The 26,695-nt window shown below is 68.5% G+C and carries 19 protein-coding genes; 11 read left to right on the top strand and 8 right to left on the bottom strand.

The features are described 5' to 3' along the window. Positions 1–494 precede the first annotated feature (494 nt). The gene (locus tag CXY82_RS03295) at positions 495–2,174 is read right to left on the bottom strand and encodes an MFS transporter (RefSeq protein ID WP_233199187.1); all 1,680 of its coding nucleotides are present in this window, start codon (positions 2,172–2,174) and stop codon (positions 495–497) included. Then, positions 2,171–2,977 carry a tryptophan-rich sensory protein gene (locus CXY82_RS03290; RefSeq protein ID WP_104169669.1) on the bottom strand — a complete coding sequence of 269 codons (807 nt, stop codon included), beginning with the start codon at positions 2,975–2,977 and terminating at the stop codon, positions 2,171–2,173. The genes CXY82_RS03295 and CXY82_RS03290 overlap by 4 nt, the downstream gene beginning before the upstream one ends. A gap of 85 nt (positions 2,978–3,062) precedes the next feature. On the opposite strand from CXY82_RS03290, the gene CXY82_RS03285 reads away from it, so the two are divergent. Beyond that, positions 3,063–3,449, top strand: a complete 387-nt coding sequence (locus CXY82_RS03285) for a VOC family protein (RefSeq protein WP_104169668.1) — start codon at positions 3,063–3,065, stop codon at positions 3,447–3,449. Positions 3,450–3,474: 25 nt separating this feature from the next. On the opposite strand, the gene CXY82_RS03280 is transcribed toward CXY82_RS03285, so the two are convergent. Continuing rightward, complete coding sequence (locus CXY82_RS03280; RefSeq protein ID WP_104169667.1) at positions 3,475–4,173, bottom strand: HAD-IA family hydrolase; 699 nt, start codon at positions 4,171–4,173, stop codon at positions 3,475–3,477. A gap of 68 nt (positions 4,174–4,241) precedes the next feature. Here CXY82_RS03280 and CXY82_RS03275 point away from each other — a divergent pair, with 68 nt between their 5' ends. Further along, entirely contained in the window at positions 4,242–6,410 is a 2,169-nt protein-coding gene (locus CXY82_RS03275) for a S9 family peptidase (protein ID WP_104169666.1), read from the top strand. 92 nt (positions 6,411–6,502) lie between these two features. Further along, complete coding sequence (locus CXY82_RS03270) at positions 6,503–9,715, top strand: DEAD/DEAH box helicase (protein WP_104169665.1); 3,213 nt, start codon at positions 6,503–6,505, stop codon at positions 9,713–9,715. On the opposite strand, the gene CXY82_RS03265 is transcribed toward CXY82_RS03270, so the two are convergent. Then, positions 9,712–10,236, bottom strand: coding sequence for a flavodoxin domain-containing protein (locus tag CXY82_RS03265; RefSeq protein WP_104169664.1), 525 nt, complete (start codon positions 10,234–10,236; stop codon positions 9,712–9,714). The two genes, CXY82_RS03270 and CXY82_RS03265, sit on opposite strands and share 4 nt — an antisense overlap. A gap of 149 nt (positions 10,237–10,385) precedes the next feature. Between CXY82_RS03265 and CXY82_RS03260 the strand changes: the two genes are divergently transcribed. The 3 genes from CXY82_RS03260 to CXY82_RS03250 all read left to right on the top strand — a co-directional run bounded on the left by CXY82_RS03260 (position 10,386) and on the right by CXY82_RS03250 (position 15,485). After that, on the top strand, positions 10,386–12,689 hold the full coding sequence (locus CXY82_RS03260) for a bifunctional diguanylate cyclase/phosphodiesterase (RefSeq protein ID WP_146069041.1): 2,304 nt from the start codon (positions 10,386–10,388) through the stop codon (positions 12,687–12,689). A 43-nt stretch (positions 12,690–12,732) separates the two neighbouring features. Then, the gene (locus CXY82_RS03255) at positions 12,733–14,994 is read left to right on the top strand and encodes a bifunctional diguanylate cyclase/phosphodiesterase (protein ID WP_104169662.1); all 2,262 of its coding nucleotides are present in this window, start codon (positions 12,733–12,735) and stop codon (positions 14,992–14,994) included. Between the two features lie 95 nt (positions 14,995–15,089). After that, positions 15,090–15,485, top strand: coding sequence for a hypothetical protein (locus CXY82_RS03250; protein WP_104169661.1), 396 nt, complete (start codon positions 15,090–15,092; stop codon positions 15,483–15,485). Between the two features lie 122 nt (positions 15,486–15,607). Here the strand turns inward: CXY82_RS03250 and CXY82_RS03245 are convergent, their stop codons facing one another. Beyond that, positions 15,608–15,850 (bottom strand): hypothetical protein, encoded by a 243-nt coding sequence (locus CXY82_RS03245; protein ID WP_146069040.1) that lies wholly within the window; start codon positions 15,848–15,850, stop codon positions 15,608–15,610. A 130-nt stretch (positions 15,851–15,980) separates the two neighbouring features. On the opposite strand from CXY82_RS03245, the gene CXY82_RS03240 reads away from it, so the two are divergent. Continuing rightward, on the top strand, positions 15,981–18,824 hold the full coding sequence (locus CXY82_RS03240; protein ID WP_104169659.1) for a cation-translocating P-type ATPase: 2,844 nt from the start codon (positions 15,981–15,983) through the stop codon (positions 18,822–18,824). 63 nt (positions 18,825–18,887) lie between these two features. Continuing rightward, the gene (locus CXY82_RS03235) at positions 18,888–19,388 is read left to right on the top strand and encodes a DUF6328 family protein (RefSeq protein WP_104169658.1); all 501 of its coding nucleotides are present in this window, start codon (positions 18,888–18,890) and stop codon (positions 19,386–19,388) included. 66 nt (positions 19,389–19,454) lie between these two features. Here CXY82_RS03235 and CXY82_RS03230 read toward each other — a convergent pair whose 3' ends face one another. Both CXY82_RS03230 and CXY82_RS03225 read right to left on the bottom strand, forming a co-directional pair. Beyond that, the gene (locus tag CXY82_RS03230; RefSeq protein ID WP_104169657.1) at positions 19,455–20,108 is read right to left on the bottom strand and encodes a thermonuclease family protein; all 654 of its coding nucleotides are present in this window, start codon (positions 20,106–20,108) and stop codon (positions 19,455–19,457) included. Positions 20,109–20,336: 228 nt separating this feature from the next. After that, a complete protein-coding gene (locus CXY82_RS03225; RefSeq protein WP_158252118.1) occupies positions 20,337–21,284 on the bottom strand; it encodes a DarT ssDNA thymidine ADP-ribosyltransferase family protein in 948 nt (315 codons plus the stop codon). A 187-nt stretch (positions 21,285–21,471) separates the two neighbouring features. On the opposite strand from CXY82_RS03225, the gene CXY82_RS03220 reads away from it, so the two are divergent. Continuing rightward, the gene (locus tag CXY82_RS03220; protein WP_104169655.1) at positions 21,472–23,754 is read left to right on the top strand and encodes an FdhF/YdeP family oxidoreductase; all 2,283 of its coding nucleotides are present in this window, start codon (positions 21,472–21,474) and stop codon (positions 23,752–23,754) included. Between the two features lie 138 nt (positions 23,755–23,892). On the opposite strand, the gene CXY82_RS03215 is transcribed toward CXY82_RS03220, so the two are convergent. Then, positions 23,893–24,312, bottom strand: a complete 420-nt coding sequence (locus tag CXY82_RS03215; protein WP_199180868.1) for a hypothetical protein — start codon at positions 24,310–24,312, stop codon at positions 23,893–23,895. 650 nt (positions 24,313–24,962) lie between these two features. Here CXY82_RS03215 and CXY82_RS03210 point away from each other — a divergent pair. Together CXY82_RS03210 and CXY82_RS03205 are read left to right on the top strand one after the other, a co-directional pair. Further along, positions 24,963–26,057, top strand: a complete 1,095-nt coding sequence (locus CXY82_RS03210; RefSeq protein ID WP_104169654.1) for an S-(hydroxymethyl)mycothiol dehydrogenase — start codon at positions 24,963–24,965, stop codon at positions 26,055–26,057. Next, positions 26,057–26,686 (top strand): MBL fold metallo-hydrolase, encoded by a 630-nt coding sequence (locus CXY82_RS03205; RefSeq protein WP_104169653.1) that lies wholly within the window; start codon positions 26,057–26,059, stop codon positions 26,684–26,686. Before CXY82_RS03210 ends, CXY82_RS03205 begins: the two co-directional genes overlap by 1 nt. Positions 26,687–26,695 lie beyond the last annotated feature (9 nt).

Below are 26,695 nucleotides of genomic sequence, written 5' to 3'. Positions count from 1 at the left end.
GAACTCGCGGATCTCCTCCGTTGTGAACCCCGGGCTTATCGACATTGCCTTGCCTCCTACTGCTTGTGAAGTGACTCACAATCAGCTTGACGCAGAGGGTTGTGGGCAAAATCTCCGTCGAATTCATTCGGGCTGCGCGGTGGAGCACGGGGTGGCGGGTGGGGGGACGCACGGGTGACGCACGGGGTCGCGCACGGGGTCGCGGGTGGATGCAGAGCGCACCCGTGCGGCTGCAGATCCGGCGGGTGTTGTGGCCAACTCAGGAGATCCGTCCGGCCGGGACGGACATCCGCACCGGTTCCGCACTGGTCCGTGGGAGCCGGGCAATGCGGGCGACGGATGTCCTGAGTTGGCCACACGCGCAGGCTCGGCCGGGCCTGACCCGCGACGGGTGTCCTGCGTTGGCCACACGCGCAGGCTCGGCCGGGCCTGACCCGCGGCGGAGCCCGGGATCCCCACACCCGCGAAACCCCCTGGCCGTCAGGTACACGCAGCTAGACGGGCTCCCCCGCGGTCTCGGCCGCCGGGATGCTCTGGCCGGGGACGGCATCCTCGCGGCGCGACTCCGCGTGTGGCGCGGTGCCGGACAGCCGCAGCGTCGCCAGGAAGCCGAGCACGAGGAACCCGGCTGCGGCGTACGCCGAGTAGCGGGTGCCGTCGCTGAACGCCTCGCGGGCGGCATCCGCCAGCTCGGGGCTCCGCTCTTCGAACGACGGGATCACCGAGCCCGCACTGTCGACGACCGCGTCGACGATCTGACTCCGGGTCTCGGCAGTCAGCCCGGGCACCTCGGCCAGCTTCGCATCGAGCGACGTACCGACCGCAGTGAACAGCACGGTGCCCAGCACCGCGATGCCGAGCGCCGAGCCGATCTGCCGGGCGGTGCTGGACGTGCCGGAGCCCTGGCCGCTCTGCGCCACCGGCACATCCTTGAGCACGACGCCGGTGAGCTGGGCGGTGGCCAGCCCCACGCCGATGCCGTAGACGAACAGGAACGGCACCACGACGAGCCAGGTGGACTCGGCCGTGATGATCAGGCCGAGGCCGGCGACGCCGATGATCTCGGCGACGATCCCGAACCGCACGATCGTCTCGGGTGAGATCTTGTTGCCGAACGCCCCGGACACCCCGCTGGCCACGAATGAGCCCAGCGCGAGGGCGAGCAGCACGAATCCGGTCTGCAGGGCGTCGTAGCCGAGCACATTCTGCAGCCAGAGCGGCAGTGACAGGATGATGCCGAACTCACCGAGGGAGACGATCATGGCCGCGATGTTGCCGTTGCGGAACGACGGGATCGAGAACAGGGAGAAGGCGAGCAGGGTGGTCTTGCCGGCCCGCTGGCGGTAGAGCCCCCAGTAGATGAAGGCCACGCCGGACACGACGGTGATCAGGAACACGAATGGAATGATCGACAGCGAGTACGGCCAGGTCCAGTCTCCCGCAACCGGCGCTTTGTCGGTGAGCCACCAGCCGTAGGTGCGTCCCTCGATCAGCCCGAAGACGAGCGACGCGCTGGTGATCACCGAGAGCACGGCGCCGACGACGTCGATGCGGCGCGGCTCGCCGGCATCCTTCGATTCGAGCACGAAGACGAGTACGCCGATGACGATGACGATGCCCAGTGGCACGTTGATGCCGAATGCCCAGCGCCAGGAGAAGGAGGTGGTGAGCCAGCCGCCGAGCAGGGGGCCGACGGCCACCATGCCGCCGATGGTCGAGCCCCAGATCGCGAACGCAATGCCTCGGTCACGGCCGCGGAACGTGGCGTTGATGATCGAGAGCGTGGTGGGCAGCACCATCGCACCGCCGACGCCCTGGATCAGCCGACCCAGGATCAGGAGTTCGCCCGTCTGCGCGAGCGCCGCGAAGACGGATGATGTGGCGAAGACGATTACGCCGAGAATCAGGATGCGCCGTCGACCGAACCGGTCGGCAAGCGTTCCGAACACCAGCAGCAGGGCCGCGAAGACCAGGGTGTAGCTCTCCTGCACCCACTGCACCTGGGTCGAGGTGATCGCCAGGTCGTCGACGATCGAGGGGATGGCCACGTTGATGATTGTGGAATCGACGATGATCAGGGCGACGGCGACGCTGATGAAGACGAGACCGGCCCAGCGCCGGCGCGCCGAGGTGACGCCCGCCGGGGTGACGGGCAGGGTGGCCGGATCGCTCACGCGGTGACCGATCGGGACGTGGCGGACCTGGAGGTGCGCACGCGCACGGTGATGGTGACGATCAGGATGGCGGCCACGGCGACGATCGCCGCGATCGCCGTGGGAGTGGAGAGCAGGGTGCCGGCCAGCCGGGCCACGGCCACCCAGGCCAGGCCCCAGCACAGAGACGCGGCCGGGGCGAGACGGCCGTGGCCGTAGATCGCGAGGAACACGCCGACCAGCCCGGCGACGGCGATGACCAGCACCGCCCACAGGTCCGCGCTGAGGCCGAAGCCTTCGAAGCCGGAGGCGACGAGCACCGCGGTGACGTTGGCGGCGGTGGCGATGGCCACCCAGCCGAGGTACAGGCCCACGGTGCCGTCGGCGACGATCGTCTCAATCAGGTTTTTGGGCCGGGTGCGGAGCGTGAGCTGGAACGCCCGGATCAGCACGACCAGCAGAAGCACGATCACGGGCACACTGAGCCAGAGCAGGTCGAACTGGATGCTCAGGATCCAGGCGGCGTTCAGCACGAGCGACGCGGCGATCGGGTAGCCCAGGGCGCGTTGGCGGTCATCCGATTTCTGCGCCGGCAGGAGCTGCCACAGGGCGTAGGCGATGAGGCCGAGGTAGATCGCGGTCCAGATGCCGAAGGCCGGCCCGTCGGGGGCGATCGGGGTGGCGTCGGCGGCGAGCGCACCGCCTGACGCGTTCTGGATCGGGGTTCCGCCGGCGGCGCCGGACCCGATGAACGATCCGACGACGGCCAGGATCGCGCTCGCCAGCACCACCGTTTGACGCAGTGGATCGCTGCTCTTATTCATCTCGGTCTCCCAACGATCAGCCAGCTTAATAGTCGACGGTTTCATCCTGACCTCTTCCGCCCCCTGGAGTATGCGAAACTGCCGCATGCGCATCAACGGAGTGCACCACATCGCCATTATCGCCAGCGACTACGACGTGTCCAAGGCCTTCTACCTCGACGTTCTCGGCTGCACGCTCGAAGCGGAATACTTCCGGGCCGCGCGCCGGTCGTGGATGGGCAAGCTTGCCCTGAACGGCCACTACCTGATCGAACTGTTCTCTTTTCCCGACACCCCGCCCCGGAAGAGCGGCCCGGAAGCGCTCGGACTGCGCCACCTCGCGTTCGAGGTCGACGACGTACCGGCCGCGCGCGACGAGCTGATCGGCAAGCACGTCGAGGTTGAGGAACTGAGGGTGGACCCGAACACCGGCAAAGCGATGTTCTTCTTCCGCGACCCCGACGGGCTGCCGCTGGAAATCTACGAGCGCTGAGTCCGGACGCTATTGCTCCGGGCTGCTACTGCTCGGTCACCAGGTGGAAGACCACTCCGTCATCCTGCACGGACACGCGCAGACGGTCGAGACCGGAGACCACCAGGTCGGCCTCCAGGTCGGCGGCCCGATGGGTGCCGACGACGCCGATCGTGGCGCAGCCGGCGGCGCGGGCGGCGGCAAGGCCGGCTGGGGCATCCTCGACCACGACGCAGCGGGCCGGGTCGACGCCGAGGCGTTCGGCCGCCAGCAGGAACGGCTCGGGGAACGGCTTGCCGCGGCTGGTGTCGTCGATGGTCACCACCGTGAGCGGTGCGGGGAAGCCGGCGGCGTCCAGGCGCACCAGGCACAGCTGCCGGGCACAGGACGTGACGATCGCCCGGCGGGCCTCGGGGATGCTCGCCATGAGTTCCGCCGCGCCGGCCAGGATCCTGACGCCATCCGTGTCGGCCAGTTCGAACTCGGTCAGCCGGGTGACGGATGTCTCGACCAGCTCCTCCGCCACCAGAGTCGCGATCATCTGACGCGCCGGCACCCCGTGCTCGGGGCCGGTGAACGACGGGCCGAGGCCGGCCTCGGCACCCCAGCGCAGCCAGGACCGGGTGACCGCCTGAGTGGAGTCGACCAGGGTGCCGTCCATGTCGAAGAGCACCGCCTGGAAGACCTGCCCCTGCAGGGCCTCCTCCCGGGAGGTTTCGAGCGGGGCGATTCCGGGTTGCGTCATTGTGGTTCCATTCGTCTCTGGGCTGGTACCCCTCAAGTCTGCGCCCTCACGGAACTACGCTATGACTCATGACCACTCCTCCCCGCGCGGTGCAGAAGCCGCAGCAGCGCAGTTTCCATGACGACGTGTTCACCGACAACTACGAGTGGCTGCGCGACAAGGACAGCCCCGAGGTGATCGCGCACCTCGACGCCGAGAACACCTTCACGGATGCCCGCACCGCCCACCTGGCCCTGCTGCAGGAGCAGGTCTTCGAGGAGATCAGGGGCCGCACCCAGGAGACCGACCTCAGCGTTCCGGTGCGACAGGGCCACTGGTGGTACTACACCCGCACGGTGGAGGGGAAGGAATACGGCATCCACTGCCGTGCGCCGATCTCCGCGCCGGACGACTGGACCCCGCCGGTGCTTCCCGAGCCGATCCCCGAACACACCAGCGGGCAGGCGAGCGGGACCGCCGGTCTCCCGGGCGAGCAGATCGTGCTCGACGACAACGCCGAGGCGGCCGGCCACGAATTCTACTCGCTCGGCAGCACCGACGTGAGCGGCGACGAGAACCGGCTGCTCTACGCCGTAGACACCGAGGGCGACGAGCGGTACACCCTGCGCGTGCGCGACATCGCGACCGGCGAGAACCTCGCGGACGAGATCCCGAACACCGGCGAGGGGGCACTGTTCGACCCGAGCGGCCGCTACATCTTCTATACGACCGTGGACGACGCCTGGCGGCCCGACACCGTGTGGCGACACGAGGTGGGAACCGCGGCCGCCGCCGACGTGTCGGTCTTCCACGAACCCGACGAGCGCTTCTGGGTGGGCATCGGCCTCACCCGCAGCCGCAGGTTCCTGCTGATCGAGGCCGGCTCGAGCGTGACCACCGAGACCCGGCTGCTCGACGCCGCCGACCCGACCGGCGAGTTCGCCCTGGTCTGGCCGCGGCTGGACGGCGTCGAGTACGACGTGGAGCACGCCGTGCTGGGCGGCGAGGACCGCCTGCTGATCGTGCACAACCACCACGCGGTCAACTTCGAGCTGGTCAGTGTCTCCGTCGCCGACCCGCGGGGTGAGAAACGGATTCTACTGCCCCACGATACGGCCGTGCGCCTCGAGAGCGTCGACGCATTCCGCGACTTCGTGGTGGCCGAATACCGGCGGGACGGACTCACCCGCGTTGCCGTGAGCGCCGAGGCAGCCGACGAGGAACTCGATTTCGTCGAGCTCGGCTTCGAGGAACCGCTGTATTCCGTGGGCACGTCGGCCAATCCCGAGTGGGACACGCCGACCATCCGTCTCGGTTACACCAGCTTCGTCACGCCGTCGACGGTCTACGACCACGTGGTCGCCACCGGCGAGCGCCGGCTGCGGAAGCAGCAGCCCGTGCTCGGCCGCTACGACCCGACCCTGTTCGAGCAGCGCCGCGAGTGGGCTACCGCCGCCGACGGCACGCGCATCCCGATCTCCCTCGTCTACCGGCGTGACCTCGTCGCTCCGGGAACTCCCGCCCCGACCCTGCTCTACGGCTACGGCTCCTACGAGATCAGCATCGACCCGTCGTTCAGCATCGCCCGGCTCAGCCTGCTCGACCGCGGCATGATCTTCGCGATCGCCCACGTGCGCGGCGGCGGCGAGCTGGGTCGACTCTGGTACGAGAACGGCAAGAAGCTGCACAAGCGCAACAGCTTCACGGACTTCATCGACAGCGCCCGGCACCTGATCGACCAGGGCTACACCAGTCCCGACCGGCTCGTCGCCGAGGGCCGCAGCGCCGGCGGCCTGCTGATGGGCGCCGTGGCGAACCTGGCCCCGGAACTGTTCGCGGGCATCCTCGCCGGGGTGCCGTTCGTGGACGCGCTGACGTCGATCCTGGACCCGTCGCTGCCGCTGACCGTGATCGAGTGGGACGAGTGGGGCGACCCGCTGCACGACCCTGAGGTGTACGCCTATATGCGCGGCTACTCCCCCGTGGAGAACGTGCGCGACACGCACTACCCGCGGATACTCGCCGTGACCAGTCTCAACGACACCCGAGTGCTCTACGTCGAGCCGGCCAAGTGGGTGGCCCGGCTGCGCGAGGTGGGAGCGGATGTTCTGCTGAAGACCGAGATGTCGGCCGGCCATGGTGGGGTGTCCGGCCGGTACAGCCGGTGGCGTGAGACGGCGTTCGACTTCGCCTGGATCATCGATGCCGCCAGGGCGCATCCGTCGAGGGAAGCGGCGGTCACCGCGGTAGTTGTGTGAGCCTCAGCAGTTTTCCGGCAAATTCTCCGTCGAATTGGTTCAACCGCGGTCACTGCGCTCCGACCGCGCTGCCCACATGAGAGCATGGAGCCATGTCTGACGCCGGGTCTCCCCCGGCGCGGGCGGACTGGAAGCGGATCGCGGGACCCGTGCCCGGCGAACCGGGTGGGACCACCGATCCGCCCGTTCCGATGGGTCTCCAATTCGAGCTGCGCGAGCAGACGCCCCGCACGGACGACCGCTGGCGTGGTGCGACGGCCCGGCCGGTCACGAACGTGCGCCCCGGGCAGGGCGAGATCCGGCTCGGGGTGCGCCCGGTCATCCGAAGCGCCCGTGGCAACTGGGTACGCACGGACGTGGCGTGGAACCAACTGGGCTTTTACCGCTCCCGCCTCAACCTCAACCGCGAGCACCACCGCTGGATGAGCCAGATCCTGGCCCTGCACCGGGCCGTGCGCGGCGTCTACACCAGCCAGGAGACGGACTGGATCTACCTCGATGACTTCGTCAGCCCGCTGCTCTGGACCCTCTTCGACGAGGCCGAGACCCTGGGGCTGCGTCTCGTGGGCAGCACGAAGGATGCCACGGTCAGCGTGGGCCGCGCGGCCCACGTGAGCCTCGACGCAAGCCGGAACGCCGCCGGCGCGTTCAGCAGCACAGGCGCCGCCGGCGCGTTCAGCAGCACAGGCGCCGCCGGCGCGTTCAGCAGCACAGGCGCCGCCGGCACCCAGGGTCTGCTCCTGACCACCCGGCTCCTGTTTGACGGCACCCCGCATCCCCCCGAGCGTTCCGGGGCGATCGGCGGCCACGGGATCTACGGCTATGCCCTCGGGCCGCGCCCGGTATTCACCCTGGCCCCGACCGTCGACGGTCCGCTCACCGCCGAGCAGCGCCGGCTGCTCGGTGCGCCCGGCACGGTTCTCGTGCCTGCCGACGAGACGGCCGAGTTCCTGAGCGACTTCTATCCGGCGCTGCGGCGCACCCTGCCGGTGATCAGCACGGATGGCTCCGTGCGCTTCCCCCAGGCCGACCCACCTCTGCTCGTGCTCACCGCCTGGTTCCGGCCGAGGCAGGCGCTGGAGCTGGCCTGGCATTGGGAGTACCGCGAGGGTTCCCTGCTGAAGAAGCTGCCCATGCTGTCGTCCACGTTCACATCCACATCCACGCCCACGTCTCCCTCGAACGGAAGCCGCGACGAGCCCACCGAACGGGTCATCCACGAGCGGGCCAGGCGTCTCCTCGAGGAGGCCGGCCACCCCGACGCAGGCCCGGCCGCGACATCCGTCACCCTGCGCGGCATCGATGCGGCCGAGGTGGCCGAACGTGCGCTCCCGCGGCTGGAAACGCTGCCCGGCGTGCGCGTGGACATCCGCGGCACCCGGCCCGACTACCGCGAACTGACCGAGACTCCTGAGCTAACAATCAGCACGGTCGAGACGGACCAGCGGGACTGGTTCGACCTGGGCGTGATCGTCACGATCAATGGTCGGAGCGTGCCGTTCAGCCCGCTGTTTAAAGCTTTGGCGAAGGGGCAGGCGAAGCTCCTGCTGGTCGACAACAGCTACCTGTCGCTGCGGCAGCCGGCTTTCGAGCGCCTGCACGAACTGATCACCGAGGCCCGCGCCCTGCAGGAATGGGACACCGGCCTGCGCATCAGCCGCTACCAGGCTGCCCTCTGGAGCGACTTCGAGGACCTCGCCGACGACACCGAGCAGGCCGTGGCGTGGCGGGCGGCCGTGTCCGGGCTGATCGGCTTGTCCAAGGGCGCCGACGACGCCGAGCACGCCCCGCCCACCCCGCTGCCGGCCGCCGTGCACGCCACCCTGCGCCCATACCAGGCGCAGGGCTTCACCTGGCTGACCTTCCTCTGGCAGCACCAGCTGGGCGGAATCCTCGCCGACGACATGGGCCTCGGCAAGACCCTGCAGACGCTCGCACTCCTGGCGCACGCGACCGCGCAGCCGGCCGGGCAGGCCCACCCAGCCGGGCACGCCCACCCGGCCGGGCACGCCCACCCGGCCGGGCACGCCCACCCGGCCGACCCGGCCCAGCGGCGGCCGTTCCTGGTCGTCGCCCCGACATCCGTCGTCGCCACCTGGCGCTCCGAGGCCGCCCGCTTCACGCCCGGCCTCGACGTTCGGGTGATCACAGCCACCGAGGCGGCCGGTGGCATCCCGCTGACGGATGCCGCGGCCGGCGCCGACGTCGTCCTCACCTCCTACACGCTGTTCCGTCTCGACTTCGAGGCCTACCAGGCGCACGGCTGGGCCGGGCTGATCCTGGACGAGGCACAATTCGTGAAGAATCGTGCCACCCGGGTGCACCTGTGCGCCCGCGACCTGACGACGCCGTTCAAGCTCGCGCTCACGGGCACGCCGATGGAGAACAGCCTGCTCGAGCTGCATGCCCTGTTCGCGATCGTGGCACCGGGCCTGTTCCCCTCCCTTCGGCGGTTCAGGGAGGAGTATGTGCGCCCGATCGACCGCGGCGACACCCCCGAGGTGCTCACGCGGCTGCGCCGGCGCATCCGCCCACTGTTGCTGCGTCGCACCAAGGCGGTCGTCGCCCCCGAGCTGCCGCCCAAACAGGAGCAGGTGCTTGAGATCGAACTGAACCCCCGGCACCGCGCGCTCTACGACACGTTCCTGCAGCGGGAACGGCAGAAGCTGTTCGGCCTGATCGACGACCTCGACAAAAACCGGTTCATCGTGTTCCGCTCGCTGACCCTGCTGCGGCTGCTCAGCCTGGACCCGTCCCTGGTCGACGAGAAGTACGCCGGAGTGTCGTCCAGCAAACTCGACGCCCTCTTCGAACAGCTGGATGACGTCGTCGCCGAAGGTCACCGCGCGCTCGTCTTCAGCCAGTTCACGTCGTTCCTGAAGAAGGCGGCCGCGCGGCTCGAGGCCCGGGGCATCCCCTACTGCTACCTCGACGGGTCCACCCTGCGCCGCTCCGAGGTGATCGACCGGTTCAAGACCGGCAGTGAGCCAGTGTTCCTGATCAGTCTGAAGGCCGGCGGGTTCGGCCTCACCCTGACCGAGGCGGACTACGTCTTCCTGCTCGACCCGTGGTGGAACCCGGCCACCGAGACGCAGGCCATCGACCGCACCCACCGCATCGGCCAGACGAAGAACGTGATGGTCTACCGAATGGTCGCCACCGGCACCATCGAGGAGAAGGTCATGGCCCTGCAGAAACAGAAGGCCGAGCTCTTCGACCAGGTGCTGGGCGACGCCCCAGCGGATGCGCCGGGGTTCAGTGGAAACCTCACGGCCGACGACATCCGCAGCCTGCTGGAGAGTTAGACGGACAGCTCCCGGGCGATCTCCGCCGCCCATTCGTCGATCGCGACCCAGTTGCGGAAGTCGCCCTCGGGCAGCAGCTCGCGCCCACTCGGGATGCGCCGCACAAGTTTGTCCCGGCGGCCGAGCACGGTCGGGTCGAGCGCACCGAAGAACACCCGCATTCCGCGCGGCTGGAGCGACTGGCCGAACTCCTCGAACTGCTTCGGCTCACTCTCCTTGAGCAGATCTCGCCCCTGGGCGTCCTTCCCCGCGGTGCCGAGCGGCCCGCTGCTGAACAGCCACACCGGATGCGCCGTGATCAGTTCCTGGTGGCGCCGCACGAACTCCGTCGCGCCCTTGCGCCACGACCCCATGTAGGCGGAACTGCCGATCACGAAGGCGTCGTACTCGTCCACCTGGTCAACGGATGCGACCGGCCGGGCCACGGCATCCTGCCCGGCCTCCCGCAGTTTGCGAGCGATGCGCTCGGCGATTCCCTCGGTGGCTCCGTACTTGCTCGAAAACCCCACCAGTGTCGTCATGATTGCCTCCAGCTCGTCGGTCGTTCACTCAATCGTAGGGCGGTGCGCCGCCGCGCCCCGTCCACGATTCCCCACCCCCAATCGAGCGGGTCGGTTGGTTCTCCGTCTCCCGCCGCTGCTAATCTGAGATTAGATAACGTGGGGGTTCCGTGCAGTTGGATTCAGGGGCGCCCTACGGCCGCCTAGTTCGAGGTTTCTTTGCCAGGAGCGCCTCCTGGCCCGCCTGGCTGATGGCCGTGTTCCTGGGCAGCTACGTCATCGGCCTGCTGATGCCCGACGACGGATTCCACCTCTTCGTCGACGGCTGGCTGGCGTCCCTCCTGAAGTTGTCCATGGTCGTCGTGTGCTGGGCCGCCGTGATGCGCAAGCGCTCGCGGAGCCGAGTGCGGATCGCGGCCAGCGGTCTGGAGCGATTCCGGCATCCCGAACTCCCGCTCACGGCCGCGGCGGTCACCATCATCGCGATCGTCGATTCCTATTCCCTGTGGATGCTGATCTGGGGCGCCGAGATGTTCCCCCGCGTGAGCGAGGTCGGCTACCTCCTGTTCTTCGCCCTCATGCTGGTCGTGCTGGTCGTGCTGGTGCGCCGCCAGCTGCGCGGCATGGTCTGGTCGGTGGTGCTGGACAGCGCCATCGGTGCACTCGGCGCGGCCTCGGTGCTGGCCGTGCTGCTCGGCCCGATGGCGAACTCAGTCGACGCGGCCGGGGCGAACAAGGCCATCGCCGCCGCCGTCGCCTACCCACTGTTCGACCTGCTGCTGGTTGCCGTCGTCGTCGCACTCACCACCTCGCAGGGCCCGGTTGCCGGCCGCCGCTGGATCCTCCTCGTCTTCGGCCTGCTGATGTTCACGTCCACCGGTCTCGTCTTCGCGTTACTCGAAACCAGGTACGTTCTCGGCACTCCTCTGGACGCCGGCTGGGCCGTGGGTCTGGCCCTGATCGCGGTGTGGGCGGATGCCTCGTCGCGACCCGATCTGGTTCGGAACAACTCCTCCAACGGCGTAGCGGCCCTGGCGCTGCCGGCGGTGTCGACCGCGGCCGGCCTGGGTGTGCTGCTCCTCGCCAGCCAGACGCCGGTTCCCCACATCGCGATCGGGCTGGCGGCGGCGACCCTGGCCCTCGCAGCCGTTCCCCTGGTCTCCCGGCAGGTGGCCCTGCGTCGCCAGTCCAAGACCGACGAGCTGACCGGTCTGCCGAACCGGCGTGCGCTGTACGCCGAGGTCTCGTCGAGACTGGCCGACGACAGGAGCCGGAACCGGGCGCTGCTACTGCTGGACCTGGACCGCTTTAAAGAGGTCAACGACAGCCTCGGGCATGACGCCGGCGACCGGCTGCTCGTGCAGGTCGGCCGTCGTCTGCTGGATGGACTGCGGTCCGGTGACCTGCTCGCGCGGTTGGGCGGCGACGAGTTCGCCATCCTGCTCGAGCACACCGACCAGGTGGAGGCCGAGGCGGTGGCCAACAAACTCCGGGCCACCCTGGCCCAGCCGTTCACCCTGGAAGGCATTTCCCTGCAGACCAGCGCGAGCATCGGAATCGCGCTCTACCCCGACCAGGGCGATGACCTGACCGCACTGCTGCGCAAGGCCGACATGGCGATGTACAAGGCGAAGGCGACCCACAGCGGCCACCACGTCTACCGCAGCGCGGACAACCGCCACGGTGACGCCCGGCTGCGCACCCTGCAGGAGTTGCGCCTCGCCCTGACCGAGGACCAGCTGGTTTTGCACTACCAGCCGAAGATCTGCCTGAAGACCGGGTTCGTCTCCGGCGTCGAGGCCCTCGTGCGCTGGAACCACCCCGAGCGCGGTCTGCTGTTTCCCGACCAGTTCCTGACCTTGGTCGAAGAGGCCGGTCTCATGCACGCGCTGACCCAGGAGGTTCTGCGGAAGGCGTTGGACCAGTCCGTGCTCTGGTCGGCCCAGGCCCGTACCCTGACGGTTGCGGTGAACCTGTCCGCCAGCTCACTGATCGACGCCGATCTGCCCGAACGGGTGGGCACCATGCTGTCGGCCCGCGGTCTTCTGCCCACCGCGCTGATGCTCGAGATCACCGAGGACTTCCTGATGGCCGACCGCGACCGAGCCCGGGACATCCTGACCCGGTTGCGCGCCAGTGGTATCCGGATCTCCGTCGACGACTTCGGCACCGGTTACAGTTCGCTCGCCTATCTTCGTGACCTGCCCATCGACGAGCTCAAGCTGGACCAGTCCTTCATCTTCCCGATGGCCGACGACGCCCGGGCCGCCGCGCTGGTGGCCTCCACGATCGACCTCGCGCACGGCCTCGGCCTGAAAATGGTCGCCGAGGGCGTGGAGAACAGCGTCGCCTACGACGAGTTGGTGCGCTACGGATGCGACTTCGCCCAGGGATACTTCATGTCACGCCCCATCTCCGCCGCGGCACTCGACGAGTGGCTGACCGCAAGGCAGAGCGCGGCGGCCCTGCCATGACCGGCGGCACCGTGAGCGGTTCCGCTTCGGCGCGCTGACGCTCATGCTGGTACTGGTCATCGCCTACACCCTCGGCCTGGCCCTGAAGGGCGACGACTTCAGCCCCCTGGTCGACGGCTGGCTCGCCATGCTCTCGGTGTGGGCACCCGTGCTCGTGGGCTGCGCCGCCGTCTACCGGGTCGGGCGCGGGCAGATCGAGGTGGGCCTCGCCACCGCCGCTCTGACCATGAACGCCCTGGCGGACACCTACTACCTCGTCAGCGCGGATGCCGACGGTGCGTCACCGTTTCCCTCGCCGGCCGACATCGGCTATCTGCTGTTCTACCTGCTCCTGCTCTGGGCGCTGGCGGTGCTCGTGAACCGGCAACTGCGCGGATCGGCCTGGTCCGTCTTCCTGGACACCGCCGTGGGTTCCCTGGGTGCCGCCGCAGTGCTGGCCGTCATCCTCAGCCCCGTCTTCGATTCCGCCGCCGCGGACCCGCTCAGCCTCGGTGCCGTCATCGCGGCCGCCTATCCGGCGCTCGACCTGCTGGTGGTGGCGGCGCTCGCCGGGATCGTGGCGTCGCACGGCTTGGATGCCGGGAAGCGCTGGATGCTCCTCGTCGCCGGCCTGGTGGTCTTCGCCGGCGCCGATACCGTCTTCGCACTGCAGGGTGACCTGTACACGGTGGGCACCCCGCTCGACGCGACCTGGAACATCGGGGTCGTACTGATTGCGCTCTGGGTGGACAGCACCTCCCTCCCGCGCCCGGTTCGGGATCGCAGGGCCGCGGCCACGGCCACAACCGTGTCCGCTCTGGCCGTGCCGATGGTGTCGACGATCCCCGGACTCGGGGTTCTGATCCTCGCCAGCCAGGTCACGGTGTCAAACCTCGCCGTGGCCTTGGCCGGGGCAACCATGGCGCTGGCGGTGGTGCCGCTGGTCGGCCGGCAACGGGTTCTGAACCTACTGGCGCGAACGGACGACCTCACCGGTCTGCGCAACCGCCGCGCATTCAATGCGGACGTGCCCACCCGCCTGGCAGCGGTCGAGGGCCGGACGAGTGCCCTGCTGCTGCTGGACCTTAACCGGTTCAAGGAGGTCAACGACAGCCTCGGTCATGACGTGGGTGACCGGCTGCTGATCCAGGTCGGCATCCGTTTGAACCGGCAGCTGCGTGCCGGAGACCTCCTGGCCCGCCTCGGCGGCGACGAGTTCGCGATCCTGCTCACGGACTCCGCGCGGGAGGATGCCCTGACGGTGGCCGTCAAACTGCGTGCCGCGCTGGCCGAGCCGTTCATTCTGGACGGCATCACGCTGCAGACCAGCGCCAGTGTCGGAATCTCCCTCTATCCCGACCGGGGCAAAGACCTGACGGCGCTGCTCCGCAAGGCCGACATGGCCATGTACGAGGCGAAAACGAGCCGCGGTGGCCACCACGTATACGACAGCGACGACGACAGCCACGGCGAGACCCGGCTGCGCACCCTGGCCGAACTGCGCCTCGCTCTCACCGATGAGCAGCTGGTGCTGCACTATCAGCCCAAGGTCGACCTCGGCAGCGGGGCGGTGCGGGACGTCGAGGCCCTTGTGCGCTGGAACCACCCCGAGCGCGGCCTGCTGCTGCCCGATCAGTTCGTGCCGATCATCGAGGAGGCCGGGCTGATGCACACCCTGACGCAGGTCGTGCTGCGGCAGGCGCTGGACCAGGCCGTGCTCTGGCAGGCGCAGGGGCATCCGCTGACCATCGCCGTGAACCTGTCGGCCAGCTCACTGGTCGACACGGAACTGCCGGACCGGATCGGTGCCATGATCGCCGCCCGCGGTCTGCCCTCGTCGATCCTGGCCCTGGAGATCACCGAGGAATTCCTGCTCAATGACCGGGGCCGGGCCCGAGGCATCCTCACCCGGCTACGAGAGCAGGGCATCCGCATCTCCGTCGACGACTTCGGCACCGGCTACAGTTCGCTCGCCTACCTGCGCGATCTGCCCATCGACGAGCTCAAGCTCGACCGATCCTTCGTCTTCCCGATGGCCGGCGATGCCCGAGCCGCGACCCTGGTTTCCTCGACGATTGCGCTGGCCCACAGTCTGGGGCTGCGCATGGTGGCCGAGGGTGTGGACAGCGGCGGCGCCTACGACCAGCTGGTCGGCTTCGGCTGCGACTTCGCGCAGGGCGTCCACCTGTCGCAGCCGGTTTCCGCCGCCGAGCTGGACACCTGGCTCGCCGACCGACGAGTCGCAGATACCGCGTCGGCGCACGCGCGTGAGCTCGCACCCGCCGTGCCGCCCGGTGACCTTGTCGCGGAGCCGGCCGAGGTGTAGACCCCCCCTGCAAAGCGCGCCCTGTTCCCGTGGGGAGACCACCGGGACGCGGATTGGGGATCATCATGACGCGGCGACGTTCACCACTGCGACGGATGCTGGTGGTCCCTCTTCTCCTGATTACCACCCTGGCTGCGACGGCGTGTGCTCCCTGGGACCCCGATTTCGGCGGTGGCGCCTCGCCATCGGCCACGGGTTCGGCCACAGGTTCGGCCACCGGTTCCGCACCGGCCTCGCCTGCGCCGACGCTGATTTCCCGGGGGGGGGCTTCCCCCGGCACCGCGCCGCCGGAAGTCCTCGGTTACGGCGCGATCACCCGCTACGCTCCGGCGGGAGATTTCGAGGGCTACGTCACCTACGGGATAGGCGTCGGACGACCGATGGACACCGTGCCGCAGACACCCGTGCGCGTCTACGAGGTCGAGAAGATCGAGCAAGGTCAGCATCTCTCTGTGGTGGCCATCCAGATCGACTCCACCCTCTGGCGCTGAGCCGCCAATCCCCCGAAACAAGGACGGCAAGGACGGCAATCAAGCCTGCGCCCTGATTACGGGTTCGCCCGCTTGCTGGGGAGTGCGATCAGGGTCTGGTCCGGATTGACTTCGACTGGTGGTCAAAGCCAGTAGTCCGTTTCGGTTCGGATGATGCTCCATTGCTGGTTGTGCAGGAGCAGGTGGTGTGGGTGGCAGAGCAGCACTCCGTCGACAAGGTCGGTGTAGCCGTTGTCGTTCAGCCAGTCGTTGATGTGGTGGGCTTCGCTCCAGGCGGGATCTGTCGCAGTCGACCCAGCAGCATCCGCCGTCGCGAACCCCCATTGTGGAAGGTACGCCGGGACGGACGGGATGTCGAAAGGCACCGAAAGGCACCGAAAGGCACCGACGGGCACCGACGGGCACCGACGCAGCGCCGGCCGCGGCCCGGTTCTACACTGGGTGGAGCCGCGGGCCAGACCGACCCGGCACTCCCGGAAACGAGGAACCCACCCGATGGACGCGTCTGCTCAATCGGAGAAATCAGCTCAATCGGAAATATCGGACCCGATCGACCGTCTCGCAGTCGATCCCGCCGTTACCGATGCCGCCGAGATCGCCCGCCGGCTCGAGACCGACGCCGCCCGGGGCCTCACCGGCGCCGAAGCCGCGCGTCGCCTCGCGGCCGAGGGCCCGAACAAGCTGCGCAGCGTGCGCCCGGTGCCGTTCTGGCGCCGGATCCTGGCCCAGTTCAACGACCCTCTGATCTACCTGCTGCTGGTCGCCACCGCGGTGTCGCTCGGCGCCTGGCTGATCGAGGGGGCACCCGGCCTGCCCGTGGACGCCATCGTGATCGCCGTGATCTTAGTGCTCAACGCCGTGCTCGGCCTGGTGCAGGAGGCGCGCGCCGACAACGCCGTGGCCGCCCTGTCCACCATGACAGCGGCATCCTCGACCGTCATGCGCGACGGCCTGCTCGCCACCGTGCCCAGCACCGAGCTGGTGCGCGGCGACCTGCTGGTTCTGGGTGAGGGCGACAGCGTGGGGGCGGATGCCCGCCTCACCGAGGCGAGTTCGCTGCGGATCGCGGAGGCCTCCCTCACCGGCGAAAGCGAGGCCGTCACCAAGAACCCGCGCACCCTTCCCGCCGCGGCCGCCCTCGGCGATCGCCTGAACTTGGTCTTCAAGGGCACCGCCGTCAGCCAGGGCGTCGGCCGCTGCATCGTCACCGGAACCGGCATGAACACCGAGGTCGGCGCCATCGCCACGATGCTTGACCGCACCGAGGCGCACCCCACCCCGCTGCAAACCGAGATCGGCCACATCGGCAAGCTGCTCAGCGTCGTCGTGATCGCGATCGCCACGGTCGTGATGCTCACCATCGTGCTCGTGCAGGGCGTGTCCACGCCCGCCGACTTCGTGACCGTGTTCCTGCTCGGGGTATCCCTCGCGGTCGCAGCCGTTCCCGAGGGGCTGCCGGCAATCCTGTCGGTGATCCTCTCCATCGGGATACAACGGATGGCGCGGCAGAACGCCGTTGTCAAGAACCTGAAATCCGTGGAGACCCTGGGCTCCGCATCCGTGATCTGCTGCGATAAGACCGGCACGCTAACCCGCAACGAGATGACGATCCAGCAGTTGCTGACCGCCTCCGGCCGGGTGGACGTGACCGGGGTGGGCTACCGCCCCGAGGGCGAACTGCGCCAGGGCGACGAACCGCTCACAGACCCGGCACTCCGCTTTGAGGCCCAGCTGGTGCTGGGCGTCGGTTCCCTCGCCGGCAACGCCCAGCTGACCGAGCACGACGGCGAGTGGGAGATCCAGGGTGACCCCACGGAGGCCGCGTTCCTGGTGGCCGCGGCCAAACTCGAGGGCACCACCGGGCACATGGCCCGGTTCGAACGTCGGGGTGAGATGCCCTTCACCTCGGAACGCAAGATGATGTCCACCCTGCACCAGGAGACCGGCGACGACAGCCTGCGCATCTTCAGCAAGGGCGCGCCCGACGTGCTCCTCGAGCGCTGCGCCTACGTGCAAGTCGGCGAGACGGTCGTACCTCTGACCGCCGAGCAGCGGCCACGGATGCTTGCCGACATCCAGGCGCTCTCGGCCCAGGCCTTCCGCACCCTGGGTGTCGCCTACCGAGTCGCCGACGAGAACACGGCGCCGCTGGACGAGGCCGACGAGCAGGACCTGATCTACGCCGGGGTGGTCGGCATCATCGACCCGCCCCGCGCCGAGGTGACGTCAGCCGTCCAGGAAGCCCACCGGGCGGGCGTGCGCGTGATCATGATCACGGGCGATCACCCCGCCACGGCCGCGCGGATCGCGAGCGACCTGGGGATCGTCGAACCGGGGTCGACGACGCTGGCGGGAGCAGACCTCGACCACCTCGACGAGCCGGGGCTACGGGAGGCGGTGCGCGGCACATCCGTGTTCGCCCGCGTCTCCCCGCGGCACAAGCTGCGGATCGTCGACGCCCTGCAGGCCAACGGCGACATCGTGGCGATGACCGGCGACGGCGTCAACGACGCCCCGGCCCTGAAGTCCGCCGACATCGGCGTGGCCATGGGCATCACGGGCACCGAGGTGACCAAGGAGGCCGCGAAGATGATCCTGGTCGACGACAACTTCGCCACCATCGTCGCCGCGGTGCGGGCCGGCCGGGTCGTCCTCGACAACATCAAGAAGTTCCTGCGGTACCTGCTGTCCTCGAACATGGGCGAGGTGCTCACCGTGTTCCTCGGCGTGCTCCTCGCCGGGGTGCTGGGCCTGACCGGCGCCGGCAGCGAGACCGTGGTGCTGCCCCTGCTGGTCACCCAGATCCTCTGGATCAACCTGATCACCGACTCCGGCCCGGCCCTGGCGATGGGCGTCGACCCGGAGATCGACGACGTGATGGCCCGCCCCCCGCGCGGGATCAACGACCGTATGATCGACCTGCGCATGTGGGTGGGCATCATGTCGACCGGCCTGGTGATGGCGGTGGTCACCCTCGCCACGATCGACCTGTTCCTGCCCGGCGGGCTGCTGCCGGCGCTGGAACCCGGCACGGACGGCCTCACCGTGGCCCGCACCGCGGGGTTCACCACCCTGGTCTTCGCCCAGCTGTTCAACACACTCAACGCGCGCTCCGAGCTGACCACCGCGTTCCACCGGCTGTTCGTGAACCCGTGGCTGTGGGGGGCGATCCTGCTCGCGATCCTGTTGCAGGTGGCCGTGGTCGAACTCCCGCTCCTGCAGACCGCGTTCGGCACCACCTCGATGGATCCTCTGCACTGGGCCGTCTGCGTGGGCATGGCATCCGTCGTGCTGTGGGTCGAGGAACTGCGCAAGTGGATCCTGAGGGTGCGCGCCTGACCTCTCCCGTATCGTGCTCGACGCGTGCGATCTCGTTTCCGCAAAGCGCATTACGATCGGGGCATGAGCCTGTCAGGACCACCGGAACCCACGGCGACGGAGCCGGCATCCGCGCCCCGCCGCAACGAAACGGATGTCCAGCGCCTCGACCGCAATTGGCTCTCGCTGTTGCAGGAGCTCAGAGTCACCCAGACGGGCACCCAGATCGTGGGTGGTTTTCTGCTCGCCCTCGCCTTCCAACCGCGGTTCACCGAACTCGACCTGTACCAACTGACCGTGTATCTGATTCTTGTCGGCACGGCCACCACCACCACCGTTCTGGCGCTCGGGCCGGTCAGCCTTCACCGGCTGCTCTTCGGGAAGCATGCGATGAAGCAGATCGTGCGGGTCGCCGACGTGCTCGTGCGGGCCACACTGGTCGGTGTCGCCGTGATCCTCGCCGGCACCACCCTGCTGGTCTTCGACGTGGTGCTGGGCCGAACGGCCGGTCAGGTGGCCGGGGCCGCGGTACTACTGGTCATCGTGGCGGTCTGGCTGGTCCTGCCGCGCCGGGCGAAGCGCTGAGGACGACTGGCGGCGGACGACTGGCGGCGGACGACGCGGGGATATCGGTGGGACGGCTCCGCCGCATCAGCAGGCGCCCCACTGGCCCGCCCCTGCCGTCGTTGCGGCGTCCTCGGCCGTACGCAGCAGCGGGTAGTGCGCGTCGTTCGGCGGGATCATCAGCGACTCGGCGGCGCCGCCGGCGACGAGCTCGTAGTTGACGAATCGCCCGTCCCCGGTCCAGAGATAGAACAGGCTACGGCCGTATCGGTCAGTCGGGTCCTGGTCGGCGGTGACCCAGGTGCGGCTGCCATCGGGGAGGAGTGCCCGCAACTGCTCCGCAGCCTGATCGCCGAAGCATTCGGCGCTGTCCCCCACCTCCGGCGTATCGATTCCGAGCAGTCGTACCTTGACGGCATCCGTCGTCGCCACCAGGGCGTTCGGCTGGTCCGTTCGCAGAAAGAGCGTGTCGCCATCATGCACATGCTCCACGGTCATCGGGACGGCTCCGCTCGGTCGTGCGGGGATGCCGCCGACCGCTGTCTCGACGGTGCCGTCCGCGGCGGTCGCCACCGGGCCGGTGCTCTCGCCGGAGCTCTGGCCGGAGCCTTGGCTCACCGAGCTCAGCATGCTCTCGAACTCGGTCGCCAGGAATTCTGACTGCTGGACCCAGGCGAAGCCGAGTACTCCGAGAACGAGAACACCGATCGGCACGCGCGAGCGGCCCTGTCGTCTACCCATTCCCCGAGACTAGGGCAGAGCCAGGCAGGCACACGCCACCCGCCGTGTCTGACGAGTCCGAGGCCCGGGAGCACCTCCGTCCCGAACGAATTCGACGGAGATTTTGCCGGAATCGGCCCCGAAAACTCCGAAAAAGCTGTTTTTCACGAGAATCTCCGTCGAATTGGTTCGACGCCGGACAGGGCAGGCCGGGCACGTGGCGAGAGGGCGCTCCGGACGTCTGACCGGCTAGGGCGCTGCGGTTTCCTCCACGGCGTGGAACCACGGCGGGTACACGACGACCTTGGGCTTGTGCGCCTCGGCGGCGAAAATGCTGCGCACCGCGTCGCGCACCTTGTCGTTGGCGACGCCGACGAGCGTGACCAACTCGAACGGGAACGACTCGGTGACGAGCAGTTCCGCCTCCCGGATCTTCTGTGATTCCTGATCGGCGCGCAGCGAACGCAGCATGCGGTCGGCAGTCTCGGGAGCAGAGCCGAACCTGGTCAGGGCCCCCGCGGCATCCCCGTTGGTCACCGCGACGCTCGCTGCGACGGTTTCCTCGGCGCCGGCCTGGGCGTCGAGGAGCTTCTTGACCGTGCTGACCAGAATGACGAAGTCGTACGTCGGGGAGCGGTGCGCCTCCGACGACAGGCGCGGGTCGTTGGATTCGGTGAGGAGGCTGTCCCACAGGCGCGCATTGGGCGAGAGGAAGAACGGCACGTAGCAGGCGACGCTCGCGCTGTCGTCTCCGGCGACGAGCGCGGCACGCCGAGCCGCGCGCTGAGGTGCCGACGACAGGTCGACGACCGGCCGGGCGGTCCAGGCGTCGCTCGCGTCGGCAAGCAGGCGCCCGCTGTTCAGGATGCCGGCGAGGTTGCGGATGTGGGTGACGTGGTAGATCCGCTGCTCACCGACGTTGTCGTGGGAGGATTTCGTGCTCCTGACGGGCTTCACGGTGCTGGCGGCCTTGGCGGTGGCCGGCTTCGCGGTAGCGGTCTTCGCGCTCAGGGTGGGATTGGGTCCGCCCAGGGTGACGGTGCGCGGTGACGGCGAACTGCGAAGCGACGGTGCGCGGCCCGTCGACTTGCTCCGGCTGGCGCGGGTGGCCACGCCGGGAACGATTTCGGGAGCGGCCTTCGGGAAGCAGCTGGCGCAGAGGCCGCCCTCGAGTCCATGGATGCATTCGTCGCTCAAGCTAGAAAAACCTTTCGTGTGCGTGGCCCCCACACTCTTCAAGTCCGATGCTTGAAGACCACATATCAACGGTACGGTCATTTCTGACCTCGTGGTGACCGATGGCGGGATCCGTTCGGCCCATTTCGGCCTGAGGGTGAGTCGCACATGCCTTGTCGCTCCCGGCGAAGGGTGCTACTACCGACGTATGAGCAGCGTTGACGATATCGACGAGGACAAGATCGAGGTCGGCAAGCCCAGGGAATGGGCGGCGGGGGTGCCAGGCGTCACCCATGCAATGGGGCCGGCCTTCCGGCAGATGGGTGTGCCCCGCAGCCTGAAGGCACTGACTGCGATGAACCAGCGGGACGGCTTCGACTGCATGAGCTGCGCCTGGCCGGATCCCGATCGGCGCAAGACGTTCGAGTTCTGCGAGAACGGCGCCAAGGCGGTGACCTGGGAGGCAACGCCGATCACGATCCCGGCCGAATTCTGGGCCGAGAACCCGATCAGAGAGCTGCTCACGAAGTCGGAGTACTGGCTCGGCATGCAAGGCCGCCTCGTGCAGCCGGTGCACAAGCCGGCCGGGTCCGAGCACTACCGGCCGATCACCTGGGACGACGCGTTCAAGCTGATCGGGGACACCCTCCGCGGACTGGACTCGCCCGACCAGGCGACGTTCTATACGAGCGGTCGCACCTCCAACGAGGCGGCCTTCCTCTACCAGCTGTTCGTGCGCGCGCTCGGCACGAACAACCTGCCGGACTGCTCGAACATGTGCCACGAGTCGACCAGCCACGCGATGGCGGAGACCGTCGGGATCGGCAAAAGCACCGTCACCTACGCCGACTTCGCCCGTGCGGACCTGATCATCATCATGGGGCAGAACCCGGGCAGCAACCATCCGCGGATGCTCACGGCGCTGGAAGAGGCGAAGGAGGCGGGCGCCGCCATCGTCGCCATCAACCCGCTCTTGGAGGCCGGGCTGATGCGCTACAAGAACCCGCAGAAGGTGCGGGGCGTCGTCGGGGCCGGAACCGTGATGGCCGACCAGTACCTGCAGATCCGGCTCGGCGGCGACATGGCCCTCATGCAGGCCCTCTCGCGACGGGTGCTCGACGCCGAGGCCGCCCGGCCCGGAACCGTGCTCGACCATGCGTTCCTGCGCGAGAACTGTGTCGGGCTGGAGGAGTTGCGCGAACACCTCGCCCACCAGGATGACGGTGCGGTCCTGGCGGCCACGGGGTTGCGCGCGGCCGAGATCGACGAGCTGGCCGACCGGTATCTGCGGGCGGACCGGGTCATCATCACCTGGGCGATGGGCATCACCCAGCACAAGAAGGCCGTTCCGACAATCCGGGAGATCATCAATCTGCTCCTGCTGCGCGGCAACATCGGCAAGCCCGGCGCGGGGGCGTCCCCGATCCGCGGGCACAGCAATGTGCAGGGCGACCGCACCATGGGCATCTGGGAGAAGATGCCACCGGCGTTCCTGGACGCCCTGGAACGAGAATTCGGGTTCGACCCGCCCCGCGTGGACGGCCTGGACAGCGTCGACTCCATTCGCGCCATGCGCGACGGCCTGGTCACGGTCTGGATCGCCCTGGGCGGCAACCTGGTCGGCGCGATCTCCGACACCGTCGTCGCCGAGGCCGCAATCCAGAAGACGGTGCTGAGCGTGCAGATCTCCACCAAACTGAACCGGTCCCACGCTGTGGTCGGCGACCAGGCGCTCATCCTGCCGACCCTGGGCCGCACCGAGATCGACCTGCAGGCCACCGGCGCGCAGTTCGTGTCGGTTGAGGACACGGTCTCCGCGGTGCACTCGTCCACCGGCCTGCTCCCACCGGTGTCGGATCAGCTGCTCTCCGAGGTGGCCATCGTGTCGCGCCTCGCCCGGGCCGCCCTCGACGGCACCGCCTCGATCGACTGGGCCGGTTTCGAGAGCGACTACGACAGCATCCGTGACCACATCTCGCACGTCATTCCGGGCTTCGCCGACTTCAACCAGCGCATCCGCCAGCAGGAAGGTTTCTCCCTCCCCCATGCGCCGCGCGACCTGCGCACGTTCCCGACCCCCAGCGGCAAGGCCCTGCTTACGGTCAACGAACTCGAGCCCCTCGAACGGCCGCCGGGGCGTCTGCTCCTGCAGACGCTGCGCTCGCACGACCAGTTCAACACCACGATCTACAGCCCCAACGACCGCTACCGGGGCATCAAGAACGGCCGCCAGGTCATCTTCGTCAACCCGGAGGATGTCGCGGAGCTGGGTTTGATCAGCGGCATGCTCGTCGATGTGCACAGCGAGTTCAGCGACAACGTCGACCGGGTGCTGCGGCGGTTCCGGCTCGTCGCCTACCCGAGCGCCCGCGGCTGCGCCGCCGCCTACTTCCCCGAGGCCAACGTGCTGGTGCCCTTGGATTCCACCGCTGAGGGCAGCAACACCCCCGTCTCCAAGGCGGTGCTGGTGCGGCTGGAACCCTCGCGCTGACCAGATACACGCCCTGACCAGAACGAAAGCGGGGCGCCCGATCCGCTGCGGCCCGGCGGCGGAGGGCCGCACGTCGAAATCGAAGATTGCCGTGGGATGTACACGATAGAGCAGGAGTTTCGGGCTGGTCGTCGAGGCTCACCTCGAGTCCCGAAACGAGGCGGATGTCGACGCGAGGCGGATGGCGACGCCGCGGGGCGCCGACAGGTGCGTGACGCTCACGGTGAGCGCCATCATCACCGCGCGCAGCACGAGCGACTGCCAGGTGAAGATCGTGGCACCGAAGTCGAGCACGCCGCTGACCTTGAGCAGCTCCGGCGGCAGGGAGGCGGCCGTGGCCTGCAGCAGAGCCGCGGACGACGACAGCACGAGCGCCCACACCGCGCCGAGCCCCCTGAAGGCCGCGGCGCCGAGGACCCGGTAGTCCACGCGCAGGTCGCCCCGGCGGGCGATCGCCCGGGCCAGGAGCCCGGCGAAGACCAGGCTGAGCCCCCCCCGTTGAGAAACGACACCGACATTGACAGCAGGACCACGAAGCTCACGGCTGTCGCGGCGCACGTCGGCACCATCGCCAGCCGGCCGATAGTGGTGCGTGCTTGCCTGAACGCAGACCGGGTCCGCAACCCGGCCGACGCAATGTGCCCCGAGCGGGGGTGTCAACCCACCGATCCGGTGCCGGAGCGAGTGCTGCCGCGCCGAGCGCATCCGTTGTCGTACTTGAAAGTTCGTAGTCAGAATTGTCAATTGTCCTAGACATCCGGGTCGCGGTCTGCCTACACTCAAAACTCGCGAATGCCTTTCTCTGGGCTGGGGAACTCGTTTTCAGAATCGAAACTGAACTCCGAATGAACGACGATAACGTGCTCCCCACACCGACCTGCGCTCTCTGCTACGACCCGATGGCGCCGGTCGGCGGCGGCTGGTGGTGCGACCACTGCCAGGAGTTCGCGTAACCGGTCGCGCCTCGGCCGGTCGCGTTCTCGGCCGGTCGCGCTCTCGGCCGGTCACGTGGCTCCGCGCGCGGCATCCGCACCCTGAACCCCTAACGAATTCGACGGAGATTTTGCCTCTACGAGCCTGTTTCGGGCCGAAACGGGTTCTCTCTGACAAAATCTCCGTCGAATTGGTTGGATAGGGCAGGGCAGGAGGTTGGGTAGTGTGGTTGGGTTCCACCACCGCCTGTCCGGGCACCAACCCAGAGGAGTCCCATGTCGATCACCGTTAAAGGCGTCATCGCTCGATCGAAGGGCGCGCCGGTGGAGCTTGTCGACATCGTCATCCCCGACCCTGCACCCGGTGAGGTCGTCGTCGACATCGAGACCTGCGGCGTCTGCCACACCGACGTGCACTACCGTGAGGGCGGCATCAACGACGAGTTCCCATTCCTGCTCGGCCACGAGGCCGCCGGCCGGGTCAGCGTCGTCGGCGAGGGTGTCACCCACGTCGCCGTGGGCGACTTCGTCGTGCTGAACTGGCGCGCCGTCTGCGGCGACTGCCGCGCCTGCAAGCGCGCCGAGCCCTGGTACTGTTTCAACACCTTCAACGCCACCCAGAAAATGACCCTCACCGACGGCACCGAGCTCAGCCCCGCCCTCGGCATCGGCGCCTTCGCCGAAAAGACTCTTGTGCACGAGAAACAGTGCACCAGGGTCAACCCTGCCGCCGACCCCGCGGTCGTCGGACTGCTCGGCTGCGGCATCATGGCCGGCATCGGGGCCGCCATGAACACGGGCAACGTGACCAGGGGCGACTCGGTCGCCGTGATCGGATGTGGCGGCGTGGGCAACGCGGCGGTCGTCGGGGCCCGGCTCGCCGGGGCATCCGTCATCATCGCGATCGACCGCGACGCGAAGAAGCTCGCGACCGCCCAGACGCTGGGCGCCACCCACACCATCGACTCAGCCGGCCTCGACGAGGACGGCGTGGTCGCGGCCGTGCAGGCACTGACCGGCGGGTTCGGCGCGGATGTCGTGATCGACGCCGTAGGGCGTCCCGAAACCTGGCGGCAGGCGTTCTACGCCCGCGACCTGGCTGGCACCGTCGTGCTGGTGGGCGTGCCGACCCCCGAGATGATGCTGGAGATCCCGCTGCTCGACGTGTTCGGCCGGGGCGGTGCTCTGAAGTCGTCCTGGTACGGCGACTGCCTGCCGGAGCGCGACTTCCCGATGCTCACCGACCTCTACCTGCAGGGCCGCCTGCCGCTGGACGGGTTCGTCAGTGAACGAATCGGAATCGGGCATATCGAGGAGGCCTTCGCGAAGATGGCCCGCGGCGACGTGCTGCGCTCCGTGGTCGTGCTCTGATGACGGCGCGGATCGAACACCTCGTCACCTCGGGCAGCTTCAGCCTCGACGGCGGCACCTGGGACGTGGACAACAACGTCTGGATCGTCGGCGACGACGACGAGTGCGTTGTGGTCGACGCGGCCCACGACGTCGACGCCATCCTCGCCGCGGTCGGCGACCGCAAGCTGGTGGGCATCCTCTGCACGCACGCGCACGACGACCACATCGGTGCCGTCGCCGGGGTGCAGGCCGCGCACACCGCGCCGACCTACCTCCACCCCGACGACATGATGCTGTGGGACCGGGTCTACCCGGATGCCCCGCCGAGCCGTCCGCTCGAGAACGGCCAGCGCATCCGGGTGGCCGGTATTGAACTCGAGGTGCTGCACACGCCGGGGCACTCCCCCGGCGCCGTCTGCTTCTATGCGCCCGCGCTCGGCACGGTCTTTAGCGGCGACACTTTGTTCCAAGGCGGACCCGGCGCGACCGGCCGGTCGTTCAGCGACTTCCCCACGATCCTCGCCTCGATCAAAGGCAAGCTGCTGATGCTCCCGGCGAGCACCGTCGTGCTCACCGGCCATGGCGAGTCGACGACAATCGGCGCCGAGGCCGGGCACCTGGATGAATGGATCGCCCGCGGCCACTAGAGCGTGACC

It is taken from the genome of Cryobacterium sp. M23 (assembly GCF_002929655.1).
Lineage (GTDB): Bacteria > Actinomycetota > Actinomycetes > Actinomycetales > Microbacteriaceae > Cryobacterium > Cryobacterium sandaracinum.
Note: the sequence above shows the minus strand (reverse complement) of the source record. Positions and strands in the feature narration are given on the sequence as shown.